The following is a 16073-nucleotide window of genomic DNA, read 5'->3' as shown; positions in this document are numbered from 1 at the left end:
CATGCCGCGTAGCAAGCCAGCCGGGCGTCGCCGATCGTCGGGCAACAACTCAGGTGTCGTTGCAACATGCCGATCTACGAACGTACCGAGGCACCTGCGGCGCCATGCCACAACCGTACTGCTGTACGTACCTGTACGTCTAGATACGTAGCTGAAGGACCGCCGATGTCCCTGCATATCTACCTTGCTGGCATGGTCGATCCAGACGGTCCAACGCCTGTCTACGTACAGATCGCCGACATCATCCAGCAACGCATCGAGGCCGGCGAGCTGCAGCCCAATAGGCCCATCCCAAGCGAACTTACGATTCAGCAGGAGTTCGGCGTAGCAAGAGGAACTGCCCGCCACGCCGTCGAACTCCTCCGCGACCGCGGCCTGGTCTTCACGGTTCCGCAACGCGGGACCTTTGTGGTTGACCGTGAGGCTACACAGTAAGCAGGCACACGCCCGGTGGCCTTGTTCGCCACCACTAACAGCTGTGTCGATGGCCGTTCTGAGATGGTCGGAGCGCGGCCTAGCGTAGCTGAGTTCTGTATCGGGATCGGGCTGCTGATGCCGAAAAGACGTCCACGGATGAGATTAGCTCTCGCGCATAGATCTTGTAACGGGTATATTCGTTACATGTCAGAGCTGGCAATGCTCTCAGATGCCGACATCTCACGCAAGATGCACCAACTGCGCGAGGAGCGTTTGCGTCGAGATGGGAGTGTTCACATGTGCCTTCGGTGTGCAGATGAGTTCTATGCGCGATCGGACGCTCTCTACTGCTCCACGAAGTGCCGAGTGGCAGCCTTCCGTCAGCGCAGCTATGCAACGAATGCAGGCGCTGTGGGGGGTAGAAGATGACTCTGACCACCCAAGCCGCTCCACTGGTAGTGCGGGCATTGGGAAGAACGGCAGCAGCAAGCCCTCTGCGCTATCCCGGCGGAAAGGCTGCGCTGGCTAATCTCTTCGGTGACCTGATCAAACGGCTCGGCATTAATTCTGCGCAATACGTTGAGCCGTACGCAGGTGGTGCTGGGGCGGGTGTTGCGCTGTTAAAACAGGATGCGGTTCAAGAGCTTGTAATTAACGATATTGATCCAGCGGTCTACTGCTTTTGGCTGGCGGTTACCAAACATACCCAAGCGTTCACGTCAAAGATTTGCGAGACTCCGCTAACTGTCGAAGAGTGGCGAAATCAGAAGCAGATCTACCGCGGCGCCGATGAGACAGACCCGCTAACTTTAGGTTTCGCGTTCTTTTATCTGAACAGAACGAATCGTTCCGGCATCTTGAATGCTGGCCCAATTGGCGGGGTGAAGCAAGATGGTAACTATAAGATTGATGCAAGGTTTAACCGGGATCAGTTAGCTGATCGCGTAGAGGCAATCGGAAAGCTCTCTAAGAGGATTACAGTTCTAAGTCGTGACGGCATGTCGGTTGCGAAGCGGTACCTCCAGATGCCGTCGGCGTTCATCTACATAGATCCACCGTATGTTGAAATGGGCGGCAGCCTGTACCTGAATGCATTTACTCATCGAGACCATTCTGAGCTGGCGAAAGTGCTCGATAGACAGCCTGAGGCCAGATGGGTCGTAACTTACGACCCATCTGACCTGATTCGATCGCTATATAGTCAGCATGATGTGAGAGAGTATCAGCTTAGCTACAGTGCCCATCGGACCGGGAAGGCGAACGAACTATTCATCGCATCGCGACCCGTCGCCTCGCACCTTCCGCTTAATACGGTAGAGCCTTAAGTGCAGCTGCTTGGCTACTTCCCGACGATTTCAATGAGGATCGGCTTGAGCCGGTCCCATGCTTCGTGGACGTCCTTGCTGCTGGCAAATGTGTCAGGCTCGTGGTTGCTGGCGTTCAAAGAGCCCGTTGTGCCCGTGTACTGACCAGCTGACATCGATCCCTTGCGGTTGACTGAATTGATGAGCGATGTCATCCGGTTATCCCCGTTGTAAGCCGCGATCAGTTCAGTCATGCATGGTCCGATCATCTTGCCGACTAGACGGGTGCCACGAACAGTCACAAAGTGGTCCTTGATGGAGCATTCCAACACCGTACGCATTAGATCGTAAGCGGCATTAGGAAAGTCTCGAACATCTAGGCGCTTTAGCTCTTCGAATCGGCGGCGAAGTCCGGCTGAAGTGCCCTTGTACTCGAACCCGTCCATGTCCAGTCGCGAGCGAGTTTCAACGCGGTTGGGTCCGCGTGTGTTCGTTTGAGCTGCTGCCGCACCTGCAGCTGTGCCGTTCGAATTGCCGGTGCTTGCTGCTTGATTTCCTGAGGTCGTAGACGTGTTAGCCCCGGGCGACTGTTGCTGACCAGTGCTGCTTGCGGTAGGGGCCTTGGCGCCGGCGTTGCTGCCAGTGCCAGTGTCAGCGGGCGCGCCAGGTTGGACCGCTTCCTCCTCGTCGGCGCCGGAGTCAGCTGCGGCAGACTCTGGGTCGGAGGAGTCTTCAATTTCGCTGGCCTCGTCGACTTCGCCGTCAACCCAACGTTGCAGTTCTACGATGAATTGGTCAGCCTTCGTGCCGCTAACCCGCAACTCTAAGGACCGAGTGTTAAGCGTCTTGGCTTGGAAGCGGCGCAGAAGATGCTCTAGTCCTCGACGTTGCCCGTCGGTGAGTTGCTTGGAAGCGAGCAAGCCATCCTTTCCGAAACTCAGGCCGAGTAACTGTTGGACCCGCGGCAGGTCGTAAGCGTACTCAAACGACGTCATCTTGAGCTGGTTTGCCATGATGAATTCTGCCAGATCCGGATCGCGAAATCGCATGCCTCGGATCAATTCGCGCATTTCACCCATGCGAATGAAGCTAGTGATGAGCTTCTCGGCCGGGTAACGTGCGCGTAAAACATCAGTGGTAACCGTAGGTGACAACTGTGCGTGGTAGAAGATCGCTTGTTGCTCACGAATCCAGGACTTCTTTGGGTTTCGCGTGTGGAGTCGTGCTAGCAGTGGTTGCGCCGCATCGCGAGACGGGGCGATCATCACTCGGACCTGGTTGGAGATGTCAGCGTCCGAATAGCGGCTGAGTAGACGCTCTACCTTCGGCGACGACTTCCCTAGAAGTGCAGGGTCATGAATTGCCTTCAGTGCCGTGATGCGTCGGTTACCCTCTAGGACCACGTGACGTCCGCGCTCTACAACGACAACCGGAAGCTCATTGTCGATGTAGTCGTCTCGCAGAATGTCTCGCACTAAATCTAAAAGGTCCTCGGCCTCGACGAGATAGCTCGCGATGGCTGATTCGTCAAGATCTGTACTCGGAATTCGGACATTTTGCAGATCCAAGTCCAGTTCATCGAGGCCGCGCTCCTCAATCGGCCATCGCGTAGCCATATTTCCTCCGGATTCTGAAACCGCAAGCTGCGGCATTGATTCATGATCGAGCTATCGCGTGTTCGTTCAACTGTGTCGTAGGCAGGCATTGCATGATCAGCCGTGTTCGGTGGCTGGATCGCGCGCTCCGCCACCATACTCGACGTCGTAGATTCCAGTCACTGCGAATTTCGGCCCTGGAGCCTCGATCGTTCGCTCGCGCCTCCATCGGGGGCGACTGCTGAGTGCCGCCATGGGAAGAATGCGTGCGGACAATCGTGATCATCTTTGCGTCAGCGTGGTAGCTACCTGCACGGCGATCAAGGATGATCAGGGAGGGGTAAGCGCTGCTGCCGCCGCATCGGTAGTCGGCAGGGCAGTCGCGACGGTGCCCGACAGATCCGTTGACTGGCCATGCCGAGAGGCCAAGAAGCGGCAAGCAGCTGCGGATCATGCTGTGGCACCGGGCTGACGCGGTGGGTCGATCCATACTTAGCGGGCCATAGCGGGCCATTGGTCCAGGCGACGGCGAGCCGCTCCTAGCCGCGCGCCGTAGGCGTGACCTGGATGTTCGCGCGTCTGGTGAGGCGACTTGTATGGCTCCCAAGCTGACAGTGAGGGTTCGGCTCCCTTCACCCGCTTCGCTCCACTGCTAAGGCCCTGGTCAGGACAGAAGTCCAGCCAGGGCCGTCTGCGTCGTGGGGGGACTTGGAACTGTCTCCGTGCCGCTAACCGGCCGTAGGCAACGCTCCTGGCCATCCTGCGGAGGTCAGCAAGCCGCGCACCGGTCGCAGATCATCAGAGCGCCGTCCACCGGTGCCGTCTGGCAGGCTACGCAGACCGATTCGCGGCAGTGATAGCAGGTTGTCGAGGCGCTGTCGGCCAGGTCGAAGCGCAGCTTGGGGTTCGCCCGGTGCATAGCCTTCTCAGTGGACTCGCAGCCGGGGACGCATCTACCGCCGGAGTCGGACGTCCGCTGTGGCGGAAACACGGTGCACGCGGTATAGCGGCGGACCGGGTCGTGGTCGGCAGGATCGGTGCAGCCATTCCGGCACGGCCAGTTTTGCGCAGCGCTGGGCGTGCAACGCACGCATCCCTTGGCCCTCGTGCCGTGCGGGCATCGACGCTCCGGTGGGAAGTCCGAGCCGTCCGCGGGACAGATGTAGTCAACAGGACCTTGCTCCGGCCACAGGCGGTGGGTGCAGTTGTAGCACGTTCCGTGCAGATACCAATCGAGCCTTGGCGCCGTCATGAGGGCGGTAGTGGGAATCAACGCGCCGCAGGCGGTCTTAGCGCCATCCCGGGTCACGTGCGCCTTTCCGCCCCGCCACCGGGTAAGAACCATCGGGACCCGCGGCGGCTGGCGTGCGATGGTGCTTGTGTTCGCGTCCATGCGCGCACCGTACTCCGGGGGTACGACAAAATCCGCGACCATAACCACGTCTTCGCCTCGACCGGGCCACGTACACCGTCTCACAGCAGCGTTGCCGCGGTTCGACTTCGAGCCGCCGCGGTAGGTGGCCGCTTTGTCCGTGGCCGTGGCAACATCACCACGGCCGTTGACAGCTTTACGCCAAATCCGACCCTGTGGATCTGGTGGGTTACATGAGTAGGCCGCCCAGCGGTTGCAAAGGGGCACCTGCAGGCAAGAGCTTTAGCTCTGTCTCCGCGCGTGCGGCTAGATGCAAGGGTGTTACACCCGCGAACGAGGCCGCCATGACGAGCCGATCCACGCCTGCGCTGGCAAGAGTCGGAGCCGACCGAAGAGTTGCCCTCCTCGTAACGGACGCTAAGGAACCGGCGTGCATTACGAGGTTGCGCTGCATGTATAGGCGACGCAGGGCTTCGGTAACGGAAGTGTGGATCTTACGGAGGCCGTCTGCCGGGTTGGCCAGGAGGTCTCGGATACGAGTGAGACCCGCATTATCGGTCGGCCGTACGAACATGGCAGCGGCCCCGTCGGCCAACGCGCGTTCGAGGCGTTGTACTCGTTCGGTGACGGTCGATGACGGGTGAACCGCATCGATGACGGACTGGTCTGTCTGACTCTTGTCCAGCCGCGCGTGCGCCAACCAGGTAAGTTCAGCACGAGGAAAGTCGCAGGCAACAATTGCGGCGAGTCGATCGGCAGCGAGCACGTCGGGTTCACCAGGCAGAACCAGTAGACTTTCCAACGCAGCCCATCCGCCCGTCAGGGCGGCACCAGGCGTTCCTTGCTCAAAATATGCCAACAGCTCCAGAGCGTCATCCAGTGCGTCGGCCTCGGCGTAGGGTCGCACCTTCAGGATGCTTTTGCTGCGGTCGATACTCGGCAGCCGAACGGAGCGTCGCTGCTGTGACAACGGGTACACGCCGTGAGTACCGATCACGACCGCACTGTCAAACAGTTCTGCACTGTCGGCGTGGATGGGTGACACGGAAAGACGGGCCAATAGGCGTGCCAGAAGTTCCTGAGCGTACGTAACCGCAGCCGCGGGGTCCCGCGCCGTGACGTGAAGTTGCAGTGCGCCACCAAATGACGGCTGGAACTCGATAGCGTTGTCACCAAGTCTTTCGCGGGCCGCAGCCTCATCGAGCACAAGAAGGGAGCGCTCCTCGGATCCCTTTGCCGCTGGCGTCAGATCCGGAAATCGGCGGAATGGAACAATTACCTTGAACTTCTTAGCTGGCTCGGAAATTAGCTCGTCGGCCGAATTGCAGAGCGCTACGAAGTCGAATGATCCCGAACTGGCATGGATTTCGCGAACCCAGGCCCTGATTGCGTGCGGGCTCAACTCGGCATCGAGCATGTGGGATGCGATGAATCGCGACGCACGTTCGGCGCTCGGCACGGCACTACCCGCAGTTGCCGCAGAGGCCCAGCGTTTCAGGTAGCCGGCTTCGACTCTGTCGGCGAGGTGGCCTAGCTGGGCTGCTACATATTCGCTCCTGAGGTCTTTGGCCGAAGCGAGCAGCTCCTTAATCCGAACAGCGCTGGAGTCGGACGAGACGGCGAGATCCTTCTCGCACTGTGCCTGAGCAGCTTGCAAGGCGAACTTGAGACCTTCTTCTTTTATGGCGCCGCGCCTAAGCTGGTCCGCGTACTCGCCTACCTCTCGCAGCGCGAGAACAGTGCCGAGTTGCCATAGTGAACGTTGCCACGTGACCCTGTCGTCCACGTACTCCTCGATCCGGGCGGCAACGTGGATCGTGTAGCTGTCTTGCGCAAGCGCCATGTCGTGGTACCTTCAACTTAGTAGCATCGGGCGAGAGCCTAGGACTCTGTGCCGTGGGGAGCGTCTCTGACGCTCCCCACGAGCCTTTCCGGCGCGGTGGCGCTCGACGGGCACTGTGGGAGCCTGATCCCGTGAACTGGTCCCAGGTTGCGTTCCCTGCACGTAACCTGAAGCCAGCTAGGCTCCCTGACCTCCGTCTGTGGTCTGCGACTCGCTCTGCGTCACCGGCTGGCGGTCATCGTACGCCCCTCAACGCGTGCGGTCCCGTCGTACGCGGTCAGGACGTCGTGCCATTAGCGTGCCATTAGCGTGGGCCGCGGCTGGCCACTCCAGGCCACTGGTGCCGTCTCCGATAAGCGCAGCGACCTGGAACCATGGCACCGCTGTACGGTTCCCAAGCTGACAGTGAGGGTTCGATTCCCTTCACCCGCTCGGACCTGAGGGCCCTCTGTTCGCGGAATGTGCGAACCGGGGCCCTCGCCATACCCGCCTGGAGTCCGAACCCCAGACCCCACGATCTGTGGGCCTCGCCGTCGTGGTTGCTATGCACCAAGCACCCTCACTCTCCGCTGGCTGGCAAGCTTCGTGAGCTGCGGTTTCATCTGGAGCGTGACGCCGTGCGGATCACGTACTGGATCGCGTCGGGGGAGCGAATCATTCGCCTCACGGTGTTCCGGAAGACCCGCGACCGCGAGACCAGTGAGGTCAAGCGGGCCCAGCGGGCGCTGGCGCGATGCGTCGCTGAGATGCACACCGTCGAAGAGGGGGACAGGGAATGAGCGGTCGCGGCGACTGGAGTGAGCTGCGGAGTCGGCGTATGGCTGAGCCCGGCGCAGCAGAGGCTTACGAGTCGACGAAGCTTGCGTTCGAGCTGGGTCGGGCGGTCCGTGAGCTTCGCGAGCGCCGCGGTTGGAGCCAGACCGAGCTGGCGGAGGCGGCCTCCATGACGCAGTCCGCGATCGCACGCTTCGAAGCCGGCGGGACCGTGCCGACGCTGCCGGTCCTCGAACGTCTGGCGCGAGCGCTCGACGTCGAGCTGGCGGTTGGTTTCCAAGCCAGGCCTGACGCGGCATGACCAACGCGGCGTGCCATTAGCGGGCCATCGCGGCGACTGTCAGCTGTCCTGTGACGGCTGCTGCGAACGCTCAGCATGGTCATCGAGCAGTTGCTGGCGCCAGTCGGCGAAGCGGGCCCGCATGGTGATGAGGTGGTCAGCGTCGGCACCGTAGAAGGCGAACCGTCTGTCTGGGTAGCGCTCCAGCATGGCGAAGAGGTCGGCAAGAATCTGACGGTCGAAGCCGGCATCGGCCTGCTCGGCGAGTTCGCACAGGTGTTGGCGGGTGTAGAGGCCTGACGTGATCGCGGCATCAACGTCGAGGAAGTCGCGCGGTTCGGCTCTGGTGAAGAGGGCAGACATCTTGCCGGCGACGACATCGTCGCGGTGCAGGACCGGGCCGATGTCCATCTGTACAGGTGGCTGTGCACGCCAGTTGGCGGCGAGTTCGACCTTGTAAGGGTGCTCGGGGTCAGCGGGGTCGGTGACTGCGAGCCGCGCGAACGTCTCGAACCGCTGGGTGATCGCGACGGCATAGTCGTGCTGGGTGTACGCGTCTACGACCGCGTCGACTGCGGCGGTGAAGTCGTCCCGACGTTCCCAGGCGGTGAACAGGTCGACGTCTTCGCTCGGGCGGTGCAGGATGCCATGTGCCTGGACGGCGTATCCGCCGGCCAACGCGAATCCGTACTGCGCGGCTACCTGAAGCCCAAGTTCGGCCAGCCGAAGGTGAACGGGTTCCACTTAGCCGGCCATCGTTGCCGGCGGCGCGCTCAGTTCGGGGAATCGAGCCTGCCAGAGTGCACGCAACCGACCTGGGAGCCAAAGCTCGTGCCATACCTGGCGGAGCGTTTGCTCATTGAGCCATCGACCCAGCTCGCCGGCGGTGCCTGCCTGATTCAGGACTGTCTGGTACAGCACCTGAAGGTCGCCGGGATCGTCAAGGTCGTATCGGCCGTCGCCGGACCAGTCGAGTCGCTGGTCCAGGGTGATGACGCCAGTAGTTGGCCCACGAAGCTCGGTGAGGCTTGCAGGGATTACGTAGTGTCGCTGCTCCGCGTACGACGAGCCGGGCGGTGCGACTCTTCCAGTCATGAGGACTTCCTCCCGTCCGTACCTCACAGATGGTACGACCGTCCTCCGCCTCAGGAGAGGTAGCGCGGATGAGGCCATCGTCGGGACCTGGTGCGCGTGCCATTAGCGTGCCATTACGGCAGGCCCGTTGAGGGCGCTCCAGACCGCTCCGGACGGTTCGGACAAGCGCCCCACCCGGGACCGCTCAGGCCGCCTGTCCAGTTCCCAAGCTGACAGTGAGGGTTCGATTCCCTTCACCCGCTCGGACCTGAGGGCCCTCTGTTCGCGGAAAGCGCGAATGTGGGCGAATGGCTGCGGCCCGGAAGCGGGTGCTTCCGGGCCGCAGGTGGGGGATTGTCAGGTGAACATGAAGGTTGCGGTGTGGGTGGTGCCGTCGATCAGGGTGACGATCAGCTGGCCGCACGTCTTTGCCTGGGTCTTCTGGGTCTTCCAGACGTAGTTGTACTGGTCGGCTGCCGCGTCGTAGGTCAGCGAGCTTGACCCCGCCGTCACCGTCGTCTCGACCGGGTCCTGCGGGGCGGACGTGTTGCACGCCACCGTCTGCAGGGTGGGGGCGCCGCCGGTGAAGATGTTCAGGCCCTGGTTGCCGGAGAGGCCGAACTTCACCGGGATCGCGCTGCCGGCCTTCACGACGTTGAGCTTGTCGACGTTGATCGGCGAGCTGAAGTCGCGCCAGCCGTACACCACCTGGTAGGTGACGCTGGCCGGAGCGGCCGTGTTGCCGGCACGGTCACGGCCACCGGTGCAGGTGGCGGTAAAGTAGCCGACCTTCGGGCCGCCGGTGACGGACAGGGTCGCGGACTTCGCCACGCCGCTGCCAGCGTCGGTCGTCGTGCAGCCGGGGGTGACGGACACGCCCAGCGTGACCTGCTGGCCCTGGGTGACGCCGGTGACCGCCACGGTGGGCGCGGTGACGTCCTCGGCCTCGGTGACGGCCTTGTACGCGTTGACCAGCCCGTGTCCGAAGAAGCCGTTGACGTTCGGGTTCGCGGGGTCGACCTTGCACCGGCCCTGGGTGAAGTCGGTGCCGGAGGTGGGGCAGGCCAGCGGGATCGCCTGCTTGCGCAGCAGCTCAGCGATGTAGTCCGGGGTCGCACCCGGGTGCTTGGACACCAGCAGCGCGGCGACGCCCGCCACGTGCGGCGACGCCATCGAGGTGCCCGAGAGCGTGCGGTAGCTGCTGACCCCGGTCGAGGGGGACGTGGAGTAGATGCTCGAGCCGGGTGCGGTCACGTCCACGGCCCCGAGGCCGAAGCTCGAGAAGGACGACCGCGCCGGCTGCGTGGTCAGGCCCGCGGCCCACGGCCCGACGGCCGTCGCGGGGACGGTCGGCTGGGTCGTGGAGGAGACCGTCACCACGCCGGGGAGCTCGGCCGGCAGGTCGAGGCAGCTCGGGTCGAGCGTGCGGCGCACCGGGTTGGTGTCGTCGGGGCTCGTCGTGTCCACCGTCTTGTTGGCGAGGTCCTGGTTCTCGTTGCCCGCCGCCGCCACGTTGAGGATGCCGTGCGCGGTGGTGTAGTCAACCGCGCGGCGGACCGCCTCGACGACCGGCGCCTGGTCGGACTGGCTCTCGCACCAGTACAGCCACGGGTCGATGTAGTAGCTGTTGTTCGTGACCTGGATGCCGTGCTCGGCGGCCCAGACGAAGCCGCAGATCGCGTACTCCGGGTAGATGAAGCCGTCGGAGTTGACCACCTTGATGGAGGCCAGCTTCACGCCGGGCGCGACGCCGACGATGCCGACGCCGTTCTTCGCCGAGGCGATGGTCCCGGCCACGTGCGTGCCGTGGTAGTCGGCGGTCAGGCTGGTGGGCCGCCACGCACCCGGCGTCGTGTCGGGAGCGCCGGTGCCGACGCAGTTGACGGACTTCGACTGGTCCACCACCGGCGCGAGGTCCTGGTGGTTGGCGTCGATGCCGTCGTCGAGCACACCGACCGTGACGGTGGGGCTGCCGAGGTTGGCCTCGTGCGCCGCACGCGCGCCGATGAGGACCATGTCGCTCTGCCGCGTCGCGTTCTCCATCGCGTCCGGCGCGTAGGCGTCCACGGCCTCGACGGCCTCGGTGTCCTCGGTCATGGCGGGCAGGGCCGCGGTCCGGGTCGCGCCCACGGAGAGGACGGCGTCGCCGGTGGCGGCGCCCTTCACCGCCTGGACGAACGAGGGGTTCGTGGAGCGTGCGATGACCACGCCGATCTGGGCGTACGACACCGTCACCGTGCCGCCGGCCGCGGTGACGGCGGCGGCGACGTCCGCCGTCCGATCCTTGTTCACCGCGTTGACGACGTAGCTGAGGTTAGGGCCGGTGGTTTCGGCCGCCGCGGCCATTGGCGCGATTGTTGCGCCCACCACGACGGTTGTTGCCGCTGTTGCGGCAAACAGGGCATACCTGGGTAACCGGGATTTCAATCCTGGCCTCCTGCGAAACGGGGGGTGACCCCGTGTTGTGATAGGGGTTCGGTGATCGTATTTGTGTCGTCAGACAAAATTCACTCGTCTGTACGGCGGATGGTCATTACCGCTCGGAAACGCCTATTTCCGCGAGCGCGCCCGAGCGCGCCTGAGTGCGACCCAGTGGCATTTCTGTCATTGCAATAGACCTGCGAAAGCTACTTGTCGAAATGCGACATGGCTTTTCGCACCCAGCACTGAACCGCACGATGCGGCGTCACTGGAGCCCGGACGGGCGCATCGTTGCTGGTCAGTGGCGTCCCGGGGCAGTGACCGGGGTGAACACTCATGAGTGCGAAACCTTGACGACATCGGAGCGAAACCCAATACTGCTGGCGGGTGATATTCCATTCGATAGTGAATAGATATTCACTAGAGAGGAGCTGCTATGCAGACGTCCGGACCCCGGGACGGCTCGGCTCCTGGTGCTCGGCGCCGTTTCCGTGTGCTGGCGGCGGCCGTGGCCACCGCTGGGCTCGCGGTCGCGGCGAGCGTGACCGCGCAGCCGGTCGCCGCGGCGAGCCAGGGTGTGGAGCGGGCTCAGAAGCCACGCACCGTCGTCACCACCGACATGGAGCAGGACGACCTCGCGTCGCTGATCCGGTACCTGTACTACACCAACGATGTCGACACCCAGGGCATCGTCTACGCCAGTGGCCGGTACCACTGGGCCGGTGACGGGAAGGGCACGACCTTCTTCCTGCCGGGACGGGAGTACAAGACCCCGCAGACGTCATGGCGCTGGACCGGCACCAACACGATCCAGGACGACGTCCTCGCCGGGTACGCCAAGGTCTACCCCAACCTGAAGAAGCACGACCCGGACTACCCCACGCCGGGCGAGCTGCTGTCGCGGGTCAAGGTCGGCAACATCGACTTCGAGAACGAGATGGACCACGACACCGACGGGTCGAACCTGATCCGGGATCTCCTGTTCGACAACGACCCGCGGCCGCTGTACCTGCAGGCGTGGGGCGGCACGAGCACGATCGCGCGGGCGCTCAAGTCCATCGAGGAGCAGTACTCCGGCACCCCGCAGTGGAGCAAGGTCAAGGCCGCCGTCTCGACGAAGGCGGTGATCCTGGCCAGCGGTTTCCAGGACGACACCTACGCGCAGTACATCGCGCCGGTGTGGCCGGACCTCCGGGTCGAGAACCTGCAGGCCGGCTACTCCACCTGGGGTTACAACTGCAGCCGCGGCGCGGGCAACACCCGCGGGCTGCCGCAGGACCGGGTGTACTTCAGCGGCGCCTGGATCAAGGCGAACATCCAGGTCGGCCCGCTGGGGTCGCTCTACCGCTCCTGGCTGGACGGACAGGCGATGCCGGGCGACCAGCTCGACATCTTCGGTGACCCGAAGCTCGCCCCCACCGGCTGGTGCAAGCCGCTGTCGCCGTACGACTTCCTCTCCGAGGGCGACAACGTCGCGTTCAACCCGCTGCTGCACACCGGCCTGCAGGAACCGGCGAACCCGGGCCTGGGCGGCTGGGGCGGCCGGTCGGTGCAGACGACCACCTCGCCCAACCTGTGGACCATGGTCGGCACCGAGAAGGACGGGACCGGCGCGTCGGTCTCGGCCTACACCACGCTGCGCTGGGCCGCTGCCGCGCAGAACGACTTCGCGGCCCGTGTCCAGTGGAGCCTGGACGGCGACTACCGCGCCGGCAACCACGCGCCCGTGCTGAAGATCGCCGGCAACGGCACCGTCAAGGCGGCGCCGGGCTCGGTCGTGAACCTCAACGGCGTGGCCAACGACCCCGATGGGGATCAGGTCGCGACCAGCTGGTGGCAGTACCAGGAGGAGGGCACCTACCCGGGCAAGGTCGCGATCGCCGACCGCGGCGGCCACGACCACGTGACGGTCACGGTCCCGGCCGACGCGGTGCCGGGTCAGACGATCTCCGTCATCCTCCAGGGGACCGACTCCGGTCAGTTCCCGCTCACCCGCTACGACCGGGTGCTCATCCAGGTCATCTGACCCCCGGATCGCCACAGTCAGGCCGGTGCGGACGTCGTGTGCGCCCGCGCCGGCCCGGCACCCATGAACGTTCTTGGAATTCCTATTCATGTCCGCATGTACATGCGTACGTAGGAACAGATGGAGGTTCTCCCTGTGACTCCGACCGTTCAACCCCCGAGCGGCAAGCGCCTGCGCCGTGGCGCCGTGGCGTTCGCCGCCGCCCTGGCCATCCTGACACCCCTCACGACGCCCGGCGCTGCCTTGGCTGCCACGGAAGCCCCCGCCGGGACCTCCGTGGCGCGAGGCCAGTCGCCGTTCCGGATCATGGTCACCAGCGACGCCGAGATCGACGACGTCGCGTCGTTCCACCGGCTGCTGCTCGAGGCGAACGACCTGAGCGACAGCCTGGAAGCGGTCATCTACTCCAGCTCGACGTTCCACTGGGCCGGCGACCCGGCCGCGAACCCGCCGATCCCGGCGTCGAACTGGGCCGGCAGCGACGTGTTCCAGAACATCATCGACGGCACCGGGCCCCAGGGCGTGGGCGGCGGCTACAAGGCCGTGCTCGACAACCTGCGCAAGCACGACCCGCGGTTCCCGTCGGTCGAGCATCTCAACAGCCTGATCAAGGTCGGCAACATCAGTTACCGCGGTGAGATGCAGAAGGACACCGAGGGCTCCGACGCCATCAAGGCGGCCCTGCTGGACAACGATCCGCGCCCGCTGTACCTGCCGGTCTGGGGCGGGACGAACACCATCGCCGCCGCGCTGCGCTCCATCGAGAACCAGTACAAGGGCACGAAGGACTGGCAGAAGGTCTACAACAAGGTCGTCGCCAAGGCGAACGTCTACATCATTTTGGACCAGGACGAGACGTACAAGGACTACATCGATCCGCACTGGCCCGACCTCAACGTCACGGTCAACCGCGACCAGTTCTGGAGCTTCGCCTACAACACGTACCGCTACCAGGGCGCCAGGGGCCTCCCGCGGGTCCCGAAGCCGCTGGAGGACGCGTACTTCGGCCCGGCGTACGTCGGCGCCATGCGCACCGGCCCGCTGATGGGCACCTACCCCGTCTCGGCGGACGCCTACGTCCTCGCGGGCGACCGGTTCCCGAACACCACGGAGTTCCTCTCCGAGGGCGACTCCCCGAGCTACTTCGGGCTGCTGGACAACGGCCTGCGCAGCTGGGAGGACCCGAGCTTCGGCGGCTGGGGCGGGCGCTTCACCCAGGTCTCGCAGCACCGCTGGACGGACTTCCCGTCCTACCTGGCCAACAAGGACCAGGCGTACAACCAGCGCAACTACGACCTGGAGCCCAGCCGCGTCCGGGACGCCAACCCCTACGGCGAGAGCTTCGACGTCGCCTACGCGCAGACCCGGTTCATCCCCGCCCTGCAGGAGGAGCTGGCGGCACGCTCCGAGTGGCAGACCAAGTCGTACGCCGACGCCAACCACGCGCCGGTCGTGCGGCTGCGCGGCAACACCAGCGTCACCGCCAAGCCCGGCGCGCGCGTCAACCTCGACGCGGCCGTCTCCGACCCGGACGGTGACAAGGTCACGACCACGTGGTGGCAGTACCGCGAGGCCGGCACGTATTCGGGCGCCGTGGCCATCGCCGGCCCGTCCGACCTGCGCACGTCCTTCACCGTCCCGGCCGACGCCCAGCCGGGGCAGACCATCCACCTGATCCTGGAGGTCAAGGACCAGGCCGGCAAGCCCATGACCCGCTACGCGCGGGTGGTCGTGACGGTTCACTGACGGGACCGCACGAGCACGTCATGTCGCGCGGCCCGCAGGGCCGCGCGACATGACCGGTTGCGGCTCAGTCGCGCAGGAGCTCGGCGGCCGTGGTCTGGTCCGTGATGAGCACGTTCAGCCAGCCGCCGAGCAGCGCCGCGCGGATGGAGCGCCACTTGCGCTCCCCGCCGGCCACCCCGATGCGGCGGGGCACCTTCTTCAGGGTCTCGGCGCTGATGCCCAGCACCCGATCGTCCAGCTCCGACGCGATGTGCTGACCGCGCTCGTCGAAGAAGCGCATGCACACGTCGCCGATCGCGCCGAGCTCGCGCAGCCGCTGCTCCTCCTGCTCCGCGATCGCATTGCCGCTCTGCCGCAGCAGGGTGGAGGGCTCGAGGCTGCCCACGCCGACGAGCGCGACGGTGAGGTCCTGCCAGGCGTCCAGCACGGCCGCGATGCTCGGCTCGCGCACCAGCGCCTGGCGCATCTCGGACGTCGCCACGAGCCCGGGCGCGACCAGATAGACCGCCTCGGCCCGGGTGTGGCGGGCGAGCCCACCGGTGAGCCGCGTCGCCTGGCCCTGCGCGGCGCTCGTGCCCACGCCGCCGAGGATCTGCACCACCCGCTCGGTCGCGAGGCCCGCGGCCGAGTGCATGGCGTCGACGGTGGCCAGCAGCGTCGCGCTCCACGAGGAGATGCCGACCCGGTCGTTGCGGCTGAGGGTGGTCTCCAGGTAGACGGCGGCCGCGGCGGCGATCGACCGGGTCACCGCGATCTCGTCGGTCTGCCCGGCGCTGTCGGCGACCACGACCTCGCTCAACCCGTACCGCTGCTCGACGGCGTCCTCCAGGTCCGCGTGCACGCCGCGCGGAGTGATCACCACGGTGCGGACGATGCCGGCCGCCACCGCCTGCTTGAGCAGCCGGGACACGCGAGGCTGAGAGATGTGCAACAGCTCCGCGATCTGCGGCTGACGCACGCCGCGCTCGTGGTACATCCGGGCGACCTTGGTCAGCAGCCGGATGTGTTCGGCAGCGACCCCATAGGGCTCCGCGCCGTCGTTCGCGTCGAGCCTCGGGCTCACTGGTGCCTCCTCAACGTCCTCAGCGAGAGCGTAACCAGACCGGCCAGGCCGGGGTAGCGGGAGTCCGACGCCGCCGCCCGCCAGGGCGAATCAACCCGTTGACAAACCCGACATGGGAAGTTCACAGTACATGCATGTCCAATCACAACTGAATGGAT

At 64.7% G+C, this 16073-nt stretch carries 11 protein-coding genes; 6 read left to right on the top strand and 5 right to left on the bottom strand.

Going from position 1 to position 16073, the window contains the following annotated elements:
• Positions 1 to 165 precede the first annotated feature (165 nt).
• Together ABD332_RS39060 and ABD332_RS39055 are read left to right on the top strand one after the other, a co-directional pair.
• Complete coding sequence (locus ABD332_RS39060; protein ID WP_425552359.1) at positions 166 to 435, top strand: GntR family transcriptional regulator; 270 nt, start codon at positions 166 to 168, stop codon at positions 433 to 435.
• A gap of 407 nt (positions 436 to 842) precedes the next feature.
• A complete protein-coding gene (locus ABD332_RS39055; protein WP_344508343.1) occupies positions 843 to 1742 on the top strand; it encodes a DNA adenine methylase in 900 nt (299 codons plus the stop codon).
• 14 nt (positions 1743 to 1756) lie between these two features.
• On the opposite strand, the gene ABD332_RS39050 is transcribed toward ABD332_RS39055, so the two are convergent.
• The gene (locus ABD332_RS39050; protein ID WP_344508341.1) at positions 1757 to 3373 is read right to left on the bottom strand and encodes a hypothetical protein; all 1617 of its coding nucleotides are present in this window, start codon (positions 3371 to 3373) and stop codon (positions 1757 to 1759) included.
• Between the two features lie 1544 nt (positions 3374 to 4917).
• Positions 4918 to 6531 (bottom strand): hypothetical protein, encoded by a 1614-nt coding sequence (locus ABD332_RS39045; RefSeq protein WP_344508339.1) that lies wholly within the window; start codon positions 6529 to 6531, stop codon positions 4918 to 4920.
• Positions 6532 to 6905: 374 nt separating this feature from the next.
• Here ABD332_RS39045 and ABD332_RS39040 point away from each other — a divergent pair, with 374 nt between their 5' ends.
• Both ABD332_RS39040 and ABD332_RS39035 read left to right on the top strand, forming a co-directional pair.
• Positions 6906 to 7310, top strand: a complete 405-nt coding sequence (locus ABD332_RS39040; RefSeq protein ID WP_344508337.1) for a type II toxin-antitoxin system RelE/ParE family toxin — start codon at positions 6906 to 6908, stop codon at positions 7308 to 7310.
• A gap of 38 nt (positions 7311 to 7348) precedes the next feature.
• On the top strand, positions 7349 to 7606 hold the full coding sequence (locus ABD332_RS39035; RefSeq protein WP_344508335.1) for a helix-turn-helix domain-containing protein: 258 nt from the start codon (positions 7349 to 7351) through the stop codon (positions 7604 to 7606).
• 39 nt (positions 7607 to 7645) lie between these two features.
• Here the strand turns inward: ABD332_RS39035 and ABD332_RS39030 are convergent, their stop codons facing one another.
• On the bottom strand, positions 7646 to 8329 hold the full coding sequence (locus ABD332_RS39030) for a nucleotidyl transferase AbiEii/AbiGii toxin family protein (RefSeq protein WP_344508333.1): 684 nt from the start codon (positions 8327 to 8329) through the stop codon (positions 7646 to 7648).
• A 687-nt stretch (positions 8330 to 9016) separates the two neighbouring features.
• Positions 9017 to 11005 carry a S8 family serine peptidase gene (locus ABD332_RS39025; protein ID WP_344508331.1) on the bottom strand — a complete coding sequence of 663 codons (1989 nt, stop codon included), beginning with the start codon at positions 11003 to 11005 and terminating at the stop codon, positions 9017 to 9019.
• Positions 11006 to 11588: 583 nt separating this feature from the next.
• Between ABD332_RS39025 and ABD332_RS39020 the strand changes: the two genes are divergently transcribed.
• Positions 11589 to 13106, top strand: coding sequence for a DUF1593 domain-containing protein (locus ABD332_RS39020; RefSeq protein ID WP_344508329.1), 1518 nt, complete (start codon positions 11589 to 11591; stop codon positions 13104 to 13106).
• Between the two features lie 135 nt (positions 13107 to 13241).
• Entirely contained in the window at positions 13242 to 14852 is a 1611-nt protein-coding gene (locus ABD332_RS39015; RefSeq protein ID WP_344508327.1) for a DUF1593 domain-containing protein, read from the top strand.
• A 64-nt stretch (positions 14853 to 14916) separates the two neighbouring features.
• Here the strand turns inward: ABD332_RS39015 and ABD332_RS39010 are convergent, their stop codons facing one another.
• Entirely contained in the window at positions 14917 to 15915 is a 999-nt protein-coding gene (locus ABD332_RS39010) for a sugar-binding transcriptional regulator (RefSeq protein ID WP_344508325.1), read from the bottom strand.
• Positions 15916 to 16073: the final 158 nt, after the last annotated feature.

The sequence above is a fragment of the Dactylosporangium maewongense genome (assembly GCF_039531485.1).
Lineage (GTDB): Bacteria > Actinomycetota > Actinomycetes > Mycobacteriales > Micromonosporaceae > Dactylosporangium > Dactylosporangium maewongense.
Note: the sequence above shows the minus strand (reverse complement) of the source record. Positions and strands in the feature narration are given on the sequence as shown.